General features: G+C 42.0%; 1 protein-coding gene. It reads right to left on the bottom strand.

Annotation, left to right across the window (positions count from 1 at the left end):
- Nucleotides 1-217: 217 nt before the first annotated feature.
- Nucleotides 218-13,189, bottom strand: coding sequence for a gliding motility-associated C-terminal domain-containing protein (locus M4I44_RS08155; RefSeq protein WP_249967008.1), 12,972 nt, complete (start codon nucleotides 13,187-13,189; stop codon nucleotides 218-220).
- Between the last annotated feature and the right edge of the window lie 29 nt (nucleotides 13,190-13,218).

Genomic DNA, 13,218 nt, shown 5'->3' with positions numbered 1-13,218 from the left:
AAACTACTCAGATTAACGATGAATGACGTTTTTCAACAGACCATAATACACTTTTGACTACAAAAAAAATGACTATTTGATAACGAAGTGGTAAAAATTGGCAGGCATATTGTACATATATTACTGTTTTAAAGAATATAGTGACAAAAAATCAATAAAAAAAGCGCAACAATGTTGCGCTTTTTTTATTTAATTATCTGAAAAACAATATTTTACATTATCTTGAGAAATATAAATACCCCATTAAACTTATCGGCTCATTTAAATACGTTTTATACGTAATCACGTAAAAATAAGTACCAACCGGTAATCCTTTTTGTTTATTGACTGTTGCTCTTCCTTCTGAAATTCCTGTAAAGACAACGGAGGTATTATTATACCCATGAGCATCATAAACCAGAACTCCCCAACGGTCATAAATTTCTACATATACATCAGGATAACATTCAACCCCATCGATTTTGAAAACTTCATTCATCCCGTCACCATTAGGTGAAAATGCATTGTGAACTGTAATTTTACAAGCGTCTATTGGAAGTACGGTAGGATTGTCTCCTAAAAGAGAGTTTCCGTCAGACAAGTCTTTTGCAATTTGCCCGTCCGGGCTGACGGCACTCACCTCAGCCTGATTTACGACAGATCCTGCCTCAAGATCAGCAGCAGTTAAAACATAGGTTCCAACAAAATTATTAGAATTTGTCTCACCTTGTTTTAAAATCACCGGATCACCGGTAATAGTTACGCCTGGTTTAGGATCTTTAACTACAACATTTACGAGTATAATATTTCCGGTATTGGTTATGCTAAAGCGATACGTAACTGTTTCCCCTACCTCAGCATATCCATTTTTGTTTTCATCGTTAAAAGTAGCCGTTTTGATAAGTGCAATAGAAGGTTTAAGGCTTAAATTAACAACCGTTGGATCATCATCACCGGTTAAAGTTGGGTCATCACTATCGGAGATATCGGTAACCGGATTTCCCTGAGGGTCATCTCCAATTGCAAGTGCCGAATTGATTACTACTCCTTTGGCAACATCTGCAATATTTACGGTATACGATGCTGTTGCTGTTCCTGTTGCACCCGGTGCGAGTACATTAGGAGAAACAGCAATGGTTGTCGCTGTTAACATCGGATCTGTTACAACCAAATTGGTGAGTACTACATTTCCGGTATTCTTAACTGTAAAACTGTAATTGATGATTGAACCTACTCCTCCATTTCCGGTTAATTTCCCGCCTTTTATTAAAGTTAGTTCTTTATGTTGCGGCACCGGAGTAATTGTAGGATCATTAGGTCCAATTAAGGTAAGATCGTTACTGTCTGACAAATCCTGAATGGCTGATCCACTGGTCGGCTGTGCTGTAACCAAAGCCTGATTTTCGACATAGCCCAGATTAATATCTGCCTGAGTCAACACATAAGTTCCTTTATAACTTGTTGTATTGGATTGCCCCACTCCCAATACTGCGATTGGTGTGCCTGTAATGTTTGCCTTTGGATCGGTTACCACCACATTGGTTAAATCCAGAGTCCCGGTATTGGTAATAACGAAGGAATAACGAATTTGCTCTCCCGGCTGTGCATACCCATCACCATTGGAATCAACGAAAACACCTTGTTTAAGCAATTGAATAGAAGGTTGTGCTACCGTTATTTTGATAACTGCTTCATCGCAATTTGACGGATTTAATTTATCACAAATTTTATATACAATAGAATATACTCCCGCAGCTGTACCCGCAGGAACATCTACAGCACCAGTAAGAATATTTAAAACAGGAACTGCAGCTCCGTTTATGGAGTTTGCTGCGGTAATAAGCGTACTATTAATATTGGTCTGCAGAATTGTTGTTCCGTTTAGAGTATCGTTGGCGTACGCATTTAAAACATTACTTGCTCCGGTTAATCCATTAATATTGTCAGCGGCATCATCATTCGCAACAATTGTCGGAACAGCTACTACAATAGTAATAATGGCATCGTCGCAATTCGTTGGGTTTAATTTGTCGCAGATTCTATATCTAATCTGATAAGTTCCCACCGGTGTACCTGCCGGAATGCTAACAAAACCAGTCGCCAGATCTAAAACAGGAACCAGTCCACCATTTATAGAAGTTGCCCCACTGATTATTGTTGGGTTAATTAAACTCACATCTGTTAGAAGAACTCCGTTGTACGTATCATTGTTTGTAAAAGCATTCAGTACATTATTTATTCCTGATAAGCCGTTTGCGTTTGTGATGGTATCATCTTCCGCAACTATCGGAGGTGCGTTTACAATTATGATAATCGTTGCCTGATCACAATTCGTCGGATTTAGTTTTTCGCAAATTTGATATTGAATGAAATAAGTCCCTGCAGAGGTTCCTGGCGGTACATCGACATTTCCTGTAGCGGTATTCAATACCGGAACAATTCCGTTTGTTGATGTTGGCGGTGGTGTAGTATTCAAAACACTGATATTAACCAGGGTGGCTTGTGCTGTTACTCCGTTAAGGCTATCATTGGTTAGAACATTTACTACATTGTTTGCACCAACATAGCCGTTAATAGTATTGGCAAAATCATTATTAGCATCAATAATTGGGGCAATAACATTTACGGTTATATCTGCCTCACTGCAATTTGACGGATTTAGTTTTTCGCAAATACGATAATGAATAACGTAAATTCCTGCTGAAGTTCCTGCCGGTACATCGACATTTCCTGTCGCTGTATTCAATACCGGAACCGGGTTACCGGAAACATATCCTGCCGGAGTGGTGGTACTTACAGATGTAATATTAATGTTAACCAATTGAATATCCGAACCGTTCAGTCTGTCATTTGTAATGGCATTTATGATGTTCGTTCCGCCTGTATAACCATTAATCGTACCTGCGTTATCTGCATTAGCGATGATCGTTGGCGCTATAACCACAATAGTTATAGTTGCGGTATCAAAATTAGCTGGATTTAAGTTCTCACTCAAACGATATTGAATGGTGTAAGTTCCTGCTGCGGTTCCTGTTGGTACATTTACATTTCCGTTTGAAGGATTTAGAACTGGTACCGCTCCGCCATTAATTGGTGTTGCCGGAACTACATTACTGATGGTTACCTGAGAAGGAATAACGGCCGCTCCGTTTAGAGTATCATTTGATAAAGCATTCACTACATTCGTTGCTCCTGTAAATCCATTAATATTGGCTGCGGAATCATTCACTGCATCAATTTGTGGTCCCACTACATTGATAAATACGGAAGCATTATCACAATTCAGCGGATTTATTTTCTCGCAAATATGGTATTTAATTTCATAATCGCCTGCCGGAGTTCCAGCCGGAATACTTACAAATCCGGTTAGCGGTTCTAATACCGGAACCGGGCCTCCGTTTATTGGTGTTGCGGCAGCATCAACGGTAATATTAACTTTTGAGATGTTAGCAGCAGTTCCGTTAAGGGTGTCATTCAATAAAACATCAATTGCATTGTTAGTCGTTACATATCCGTTTATATTAGCAATTGTATCATCATTGGCTACAATTAACGGAGCCGAAACCTCAACAGTTATAAAAGCAAAATCATTATTAGACAAGTTCAGCTTTTCATTCAGCTGATACCCAATCAGGTAAATTCCTGCTGCAGTTCCCGGTGGTACACTTACGTTTCCTGTTATCGCGTTTAGTACCGGAACCAAACCTCCGTTAATAGGTGTAGCAGGTATAATATTAGTAATCGTTACTTCCGAAGGAATTACAGCCAAACCATTTAAGGTATCGTTGTTTAAAGCATTTAACGCATTCGGATCTCCAACAAACCCATTAATTGGTGCAAAATTAGCATCATCTACAGCATCAATTGGTGCCGGAACAACCATGATGGTAACCACGGCCTGATCACAATTCGTCGGATTTAGATTCTCACAGATTTTATATACAAATTTATATTCTCCTGCCGGTGTCCCCGGAGGAACGTCTACTAAACCGGTAACGCTGTCAAGTGTCGGAACCGGACCTCCATTTATAGCCGCTGGAGTTGATATAACGGTTGTCGTAATATCCGGAAGGTCCAGCATGCCTCCGTTCAGTAAGTCGTTATCATAAATATTGATGATATCATCTGCTCCTTCATAACCATTTACATTTAAAACCGTATCGTCAATAGCCTCAATAATTGGTACAACTACATTAATAATTACAGTCGCATCATCGCAATTACCCGGATTAAGGTCTTCGCAGATCTGATACTTTATTTGATATTGCCCGGCCGGAGTTCCCGGTGGAACAGTCACAAAACCTGTCGAAACATCCAATTCCGGAACGGGAGCTCCTGGAACTTTAGGCTGTGCAGGGGTTAAAATGGATGGGGTTAATAAATTGGCCAAATTGATATTAATGACTTGCCCGTCAAAAGTATCAGCGCCTGCTGCATTGGTATAAACATTAATCACATCTACCCCGCCTTCGTAACCGTTTATATTATTTACCTGATCGTCATTTACAATTAGCGGAGCAGCTTTTACGACCACTGCAATACTAGCGTTTGCACAATTGGTTGGGTTTAATTTTTCGCAAATGGTATACGTGATAAAATAAGTATTGGCCGGAGTTCCTGCAGGAATGCTAATACTTCCAGTAGCAGAACTAAAGACAGGCACATTGGCACCAGGATACAAAGGTGTAGCGGCTATATTTTGTGTTATTGTTATTTCATCAAAATTTGCTGCTGTAATTGGAACTCCGTTTAAACTATCATTGGTTAAAGCGTTTGCGGCGTTCATTTGCCCTAAATAGCCATTTATATTTTCTACTTTATCATCATTTGCTACAATTAATGCATTTCCAACGGGAACTAAAATAAATGCGGTATCACAATTTGTAGGTGCTCCAATTTCGCAAATCTTATATTCGATTTCATATAGCCCTTTTACAGTTCCCGGCGGGACATTTACATTTCCGGTGGTAATATCCAGATACGGAACTGTTGTAACTAAAGGGTCAATCGGCAAGGCCGGATTTACTACAGAAAGTGTCACATTAGATAATGTTGCCTGTGCACTCGCCAATCTGTCATTGGTCAGGGCATTGATTACATTGTTAGCTCCCGTGTATCCGTTTACGAGATACTTAACAATATCGATTTTGGCATCAATTCCGGCAGTGGTTACACTAATTACCTCTGTTGCTGTTGAACAATTTTTAAAATTTGAAGGATCTGACGGATTTCCCGGGTTTACAATTTCACAGATCGTATAAGTTAAGGTATAATCTCCCGCTGGTGTTCCCGGTGCCACAGAAATGGTTCTGGATAGCGGATTAAAATCATACGTCAAGTAACTCGAAATAGAGTTTATGGTCACATTAACCGATGAAGGATTCAAGATAACTCCGTTTATGGTATCACTGTCTAATATAGAATGTGGTGCGGTACTTCCACCTGTGTCTCCGGAGATGGCTGTAAAGTTTTCAGGAACCGCACAAATTCTGTTAAAAATAGTAAAGGTCGTTCCGGATGAGATACAAGTATTCAGCCCTACACGTCTGACATAAATGGTTACACTTCCGGAAGGTAAACCTGTAAAAACGTTGCTGGCCTGAAAGGTTGTTCCATCACTGCTGTATTCATATCCTGTTCCCAGATCCGGATTCGTGATGTTAACGGTCCCTGTAGCAGTGGTACAGGAAGGTTGTTCTGTTACCAAACCAACCGGAGCAGCAGGCAGATCAAAAACCTTTAAAGTTACCTGATTGGAAAGGGTACGACAACCGGACTCTGCCTGAGAAATGTTCACTCTGAAATATCGGTTTCCTGCTGTAGCGTAAGCCGGTGTTGTATAAGAGGCTGTTGTACCACCAACTCCGTCTGTTACATCTGTATAAGGTCCTGCCAAAGCAGCGGCACTTTGCCATTGATACAATATTGGGCTTCCGGAAATATTTCCTGCTGCCACAACGGTAAAAGTATGAGTCTCATTAATACAGGCTTCCCCATCTTTTGGTTGTGTACTGATTATTGGAATCTCAAAAACATCTACTTTCGCCGGATTAGAATTTATAGTTCCGCATCCAACACCTGAATCTGTCACGCGCAATCTGTAATACGCATCGGCATTTACAAAACCGGTCGTATAAGTTGTTGTATTAGCTCCCGAACCGTCCGTTACGTTTGCCCATCCTGTTGTTCCATCCAAGGATTTTTGCCACTGATAGGTAAAGTTTCCGGAACCATTTTGCGCGCTGGATGTCATAGTAAATACGCCTCCTTCACAAATGTTTCCGCCCACAGGCTGTACTGCTATCGTTGGATCCGGAATAACAGTTGCTACTACAACATTGGTAATAAGAGTACAGTTTGGATTTGACGAAGTGATTACACAGCGATAATAAGTTGTAACTGAAAGTGGTCCTGTCAAATAATTCGGATTTTGTGCTCTGATTTCTCCGGTAATATTAGCCCAGCCATTAACCCCGTCAGAAGAACGCTGCCATTGATAGGTAAACGAAGCCGACCCATTATTAGCAGAAGCCGCTGTTGACATCAATACTGTTCCTCCCACACAAACGGTATTCGGATTAACAGGCTGAGTCGTAATACTTGGAATAATTACTGAAGCAATACTCGATAGAATTGGTATACATCCCTGGGTAGGATCAGAAATGGCCACCTGATAAAAAGTAGTCACCGTTAAGTTTGGACTCGTATAAGATGCCGAATTTGCGCCCGCAATATCAGTAAACGGACCCGCTAAAGCAGCAGAGCTTTTCCATTGGTACGCATAATTTCCGGAACCTCCTGCCACTACTACATTTAAAGTTGCATTTGAACCGCTGCAGATGTTTGTTTTAAATACCGGTTGTGTCACTATGGTAATGGCCGATAAAACCGTTACGGTCGCTACGTTTGAAGTAATGGTATTACATCCGCTTCCGCTAGCCGAAACATCTACTTTATAATAAGTCGTTTGTGTTAAAGCGGGAGTTGCATAAGTTGCTGCCGTTGCACCACCTATGGCTGTAAAAGTAGAATTGTTTGTACTGCTGTACCATTGATAAGTTAAGGCCGGAGTTCCATTCGCTCCTGTTACCGATAAAGTATGATTTCCTCCCGAACAAATTGTCGCTCCTGTTGGCTGAACGGTAATGGACGGATCCGGAACCACTGTTGCTGTAACGGTATTGGAGGTTAAGGTACAATTGGTCGTCGATGAGGTCACCAAACATCTGAATTGTGTAGTTCCATTTAATATATCTGAAGTAAAATTAGCCGTAGTTGCCGTTGTGTTGGTTTCATTCACAAAACCTGAACCCGAATTACTTTGCCATTGATAACTAAGTGATCCTGTACCTCCGTTTAATGAAGCCGAAATACTGATGTTTACAATTCCTCCTACACATATAGCCACTGGAGTTACTGGCTGGGTAGTGATGGTTGTCACAAATACCGGTACTGCATTCGAATAAACTTCGCAGCCATTAGGCGTTTGTGTCACTCTGACTCTGTAATAAAAAGTAGACGTTAATGCTCCGGTGGTGTAAGAGGCTGTTGTGGCACCGCTTCCTCCTGTTGTATTGGCCCAGCCTGTTGTACCGTTTGCCGATCTTTCCCATTGATAAATCAAAGCTCCTCCCAAAGGATCTCCCGAAGCTGCGACTGTCATGGTATGTGTCGCACCGGAACAGATTGTATTTCCCACAGGCTGCTGGTTTACAACCGGATCAGGAATTACATCTACTAATACACTATTGGAAGATACCAGACCACAACCGTTTCCGCTAGCCGAAACATCCACACGATAATAAGTATCTTGTGTTAATGCCGGAGTGGTATAAGTACTGGAAGTTGCACCGGATATTTGCGCAAAACTTATATTATCCGAACTGCTGTACCATTGATAATTTAAAGATGGAGTTCCGCCTGTTCCTGTAACTGATAAGGTAAATGCTCCACCTGAGCAGACAATTCCGCCTGTTGGCTGAACTGATATGGCAGGATCAGTGACTACAGTTGCTGTAACCGTATTTGAAGTCAGTATACAATTGGTTGTTGATGAAGTTATCAGACATCTGAACTGAGTGGTAACATTTAAAACATCAGACGTAAAATTAGCGGTTGTTGCTGTCCCATTGGTTTCATTTACAAAACCTGCCCCTGAATTACTTTGCCATTGATAACTTAATGCTCCTGCTCCTCCGTCTAAAGTTGCAGCAATAGTCATGCTTACAATTCCGCCTACGCAAATAGCTGCCGGAGTTGCAGGTTGTGTTGTAATGCGCGCAACATTAACCAATGCCGGATTTGAAAAGGTTTCACAGCCGCTTCCCGATTGTGTAATTTGTGCTCTAAAATACAAATTCGATGTTAAGGCTGCTGTAGTATACGTTGCAGTATTGGCTCCGCTTCCTCCTGAAACATTGGTCCAGCCCGAAGTTCCATTCACTGAACTTTGCCATTGATAAACAATCGTTCCTGCAGCTGTATTGGTAGTTGTCGCAGCGACCGTCATCGTATGGGTGTTTCCTGAACAAATTGTACTTCCTGTTGGCTGAGTGGTGACAACAGGGTCTGCAATAATGGTGAGTTTCGCCGCATTACTTGTAACCTGTGTACAAGTACTCGAGACAATTACTCTATAATAATAATCTCCACTTGTTAAAGCATTATTAGTGGAAAAAGAAGCATTCGTTTGTCCTGAAATAGTAGCCCAGCCCGTTACTCCATTGGCAGAAGTTTGCCATTGATAAGTATAAGGTGCTATGCTTCCGGTTGGAGTAGCGGTAAAAGTTGTAGTACCTCCTTCGCAAATGGTGGTGTCACTTGTTAATGCCGGAAGAACTAAGTCAGAAGGTCGTATTATATTGACTTCATCTGCGTAAGAATTACAAGAACCATTACTGATTGTCCATTTTAACCGTGTTGTTCCTACTGATATATTCGTTACTGTAGTATTAAAAGCATTAGCATTGGTAATTACTGCCGTACCTCCGGGATTTGTTACAAAAGTCCAGACACCTGTTCCCGTTACCGGATTGTTTCCATTTAAGGTTGCGGTTCCGATATTACAAATCGTCTGATCGACTCCTGCATTTGCTAAAGGCGGCAATGCATTTACGGTAACTGAAACAGTACTGGAACTTGATGCACACCCTCCGCTTGTAATCGTCCATCTAAAAACATAATTACCTGCCTGTGTTCCCAGAACAGTTGTTGTTGGCGAAGTGGCATCTGTAAAACCTACTGTTACCGGCCCAGAAACTTGTGTCCATAAACCTGTTCCTATTATTGGTGTATTTGCTGCCAGAGTAAGTGTTTGAAATTCACAGATACTAATTGGAGTTCCCGCATTTGAAGTGGATGGCAGAGGATTAACCGTTAAAGTCATCTCATCAAAAAATTGACAGCTAAGATTTGTCGAAGTCCATCTCAAAACATAAGTTCCCGAGGCACCTGGTGTAAATGTAGAAGTCGGACTCGAAGCATCAGAAAAAATTCCTGCCGGTCCACTGGTTTTTGACCATTGTCCCGTGCCAACAGTAATGACATTGGCGGCTAAAGTTGCACTATCAGATTCACAAATCGTCTGATCAGGTCCGGCATTAGGAACTGTTAAATCTGCAGTCACCGTAATTTGAACCGAATCTGTTGTAGACGGACAAAGCGCTCCATTGCTAACGGTCCAGCTAAAAACATATACCCCTCCTGTTTGTGTCAGATTGCTAACCGTTGTAGTAGGCATAATATCTGAACTAAATACCGCTGTAGTTGGTCCGGAAACCTGAGCCCATTTTCCCACTCCTGCCAGTGGTGGAATTGCCGTTAAATCTGTCACAGATCCGCAAATACTTTGATCACCACCCGCAATTGCCGGTGAAGGCGGTTCTGAATTCTCAATCCTAATCTGGTCCGATTCACTACAGGTTCCTGAACTAACGGTCCAGTTAAACACATAAAAGCCATAACCCGGATTTATAAACATCGTATTAGGATCGGTATCATTTACAAAAGATCCTGTTCCCGGGCCGAATAATACCGTCCATTTTCCTGTTGTTCCGGGATCAGGTGTCGAAGCTGCCAACTGAAATCCTCCTGCACCTACATCGCAAAATTCCTGATTAGGCCCCGCATTTGGAGGTGTTGTAATCTGACCGTTTACCGTTACCTGAATATCATCTGACGTTTCAGGACAAAGGCCTTGTGCCGCAATAGTATATCGAAACACGTAAACACCCGGTATTAAATTGGTTACCGCTGCGCTATTGTTACTGGTTGTTGTAATGGTTGGTGCTCCTGCTCCTCCGGAAACATAAGTCCAGGTTCCTGTACTGTTGGGATTACCCGTTAGATATAAAGGTCCCTCTAAGCAGGTGGCATAATCAGACCCCGCAGCTGCAACTTCCGTTACTTTTACGGTCATCTGATCTTGATTTGTCGGACAATTTATTCCTGTAGAAGTCGTCCATTCTAAAATATATTCTCCCGTTATAAGTCCGGATAAAGTTGAATTGGCAGCTCTTGCATCTGAAAACACAGGCGAATTTGGTCCGCTGACTAACGACCATATTCCATTGCCAATCACCGGAGGAGTCGCTCCGAGAGTAACCGAATTTTGATTACAAACCGTTTGATCAGGTCCTGCGATTGCCGGTGAAGGACCTTCATCAACATTAAGCTGTACCGTAGCTGATGTACTCGCACAGAATCCTCGTGAAATGGTCCATTTGAACACCCATGAACCTGGAGTTAGTCCTGTGATTGTAGTAGTGGGACTAGTCGGATTTGTAATAACAGGTCCGTCTCCTCCACTAACCAATTCCCATAGACCGCTTTCTCCGGAAGCTGGTGCATTTCCCGTTACTGTTGTAGTATTGGCACATAGTCTTTGACCAGGACCTGCCTGAGCTACAGTAATATCAGGTGCTATAGTTACACCCACACTATCTTCACCATCGGCACAGCCCACATTACTAACGGTCCATTTGAAAGTATAATCTCCGTCACTTAATCCTGTTACCGTAGTATTATATTGCGTTGGATTTGTAATGGTTACTGGTGTTCCCGTTGTTTGAGTCCAAAGACCAGTTCCGGGAGCAGGATCATTTCCGTTTAAGGTAATCGTGCTGGTACCCGTTGGAAAACATTGAGCAGCTCCTGCATCGGCATCTGCTCCTTCTGTTCCATTGGTAACAACATCAACTGTATCTGCCGACGTACCGCAGCCGTTTGCAATAGTCCAGGTAAAAGTATAAGTTGTATTGGCAGCCAATCCGCTTACTTTGGTATTCGGATCACCCGGATCGCTAATAATTACTCCGGCACTAGGAGAAACTGTCCAGGTACCATTTTCGCTATTCTGTATGGCATTTCCCTGTAATTGAACTTTTGCCCCAAAACAAACTGCCTGATCAGGTCCGGCATTAGCATCTGTAGGGGCGACACTAGATACCAAAACCTCAGAAGTGCTTTGAGATACTTCACAGGCTTCTCCACCGGAAATGGTCCATCTAAATTTATATGCTCCGTTAATTAAGGGAGACACTGTTGTAGTAGGGCTATTGACATCAGAAAAAGTCACACTACTGGGTCCCGAAATCTGTGACCATTTTCCTTTCCCCCGAACGACCAGATTTCCCGCCAATGTTCCGGAAGTTGAATTACAAGGTACTATCTGCATCGTTCCCGCACTCGAGGTGGTAGGAGTTGCAGATACCACCAATGTCACATTATCATAAACGGTTTCACACTGACTCCCCTGATTTGGCGCTTTAATTAACCGAACAACATAAGTTCCTGAAAAAGTCAATTGACTAATCGTAAGACTGTTTCCTGAAAAATTCACCGGAGCTGTCGGGAATGAAGGATAAGGCGGATTCAGAATGGGATTGATACTTGGTCCTGATACGATCTGCCAGCTCATTTGTCCATTACCTGTAAAAGTTACCGGAATTATAGCCTCAGAATCATTACAGCCCAGAACCTGATCCGGACCTCCTGAAATGGATATTATATCTTCTAAGACTACCACATAATTAGCCGTCGTCACACAATTTGTTACGCTATTAGTCAGTGTGTACAAAAAAGTATAGGTTCCTAATGTGGTCATTCCTGACACTGCTGTGGCCGGAGAAGTCGGATTTTGAATTACTGCTGTTGGGCCTCCGGTTTGTGTCCACTGCACACTTTCATTTACGTATCTGGGTATTGTTCCCTGAAGGATTGTTGAGGTTCGTCCGTCACAAAAAAAAGCTGTAGAACCACTAACATTAGTAACATCGGCTGTTGGCGGCGGAACTACTACCGTCACTTCATCCACTCCATTGACACAGGTTCCGGCAACTGTCCATCTAAAAACATAGGTGCCTTCAAGCAGGCCTGTTACGGTTGTATTGTTTTGATTGGCATTCGTAAAAGTTGGAATACTTGGTCCTGAAACAACTGTCCAGGTACCTTGCTGCTGTCCCGGTGTATTTCCGCCAAAACTCCCATTAAGAGTAACGGTCTGAGTAGCAGAATAACAGTTTGAAAGCGTGATGTCAGATCCTGCAGTAACAGGCATTCTTCCGCCCAAGCTTGAGATAACTACGTCATCAGTTGAAGTACAGGATGCATTTGTTATGGTCCATCTTAGCGTAGTCGAACCGGAACTATTTCCGGAAACGGTAATAGTACTAGTGGGAGAATTTGGATTGTTAATTGTAACTCCGGCACTATTATTTCCTACAATACTCCAGGTTCCTGTTTCTGTTCCTCCAACTGTATTTCCGTTAAGTGGATATGTCCCCTGACAATAGGTTTGATCCGGCCCTGCATTTGCAGCTGTAAGTGGCGAAACCGTCACTACAACATCATCAAATATGGTTGAATCGTCACCACATTTAGCCGTTAATCTAAAAGTATAACTATTTCCGGGAACCGCTCCCTTAATTAAGGTCTGCAATGCGTTCGGATCATCGATTTGTACCGCTGGCCCTCCTATCTGACTCCATTTCGGAGCATCCATAAAATTAGTCCCCGGTGCCGTATTGGCTGTCCCCAGTAAATAAAACTGATCTGGTGGTAAAGCTGTTGCTCCACCCGGACAAATTGTTCTGTCTGCATTTGCATTTACAGTACAATTCTGCGAAAAAGTATAAACGGGAAGTACAAATAAAAAAAAGAAAAGCGTTTTATTTAGTCCTTTATGTAATTTATCAGAGTAATTTAATTTCATAAATTTAAATTTTTGAATTAAAAACAAAG

The organism is Flavobacterium sp. B183 (genome assembly GCF_023539155.1).
Taxonomy (GTDB): Bacteria; Bacteroidota; Bacteroidia; order Flavobacteriales; family Flavobacteriaceae; genus Flavobacterium; species Flavobacterium tructae.
Note: the sequence above shows the minus strand (reverse complement) of the source record. Positions and strands in the feature narration are given on the sequence as shown.

What these genes read in the sequence shown, in the direction of transcription:
- M4I44_RS08155 (WP_249967008.1), bottom strand. Translation starts at nt 13,189, where the DNA reads ATGAAATTAAATTACTCTGATAAATTACATAAAGGACTAAATAAAACG.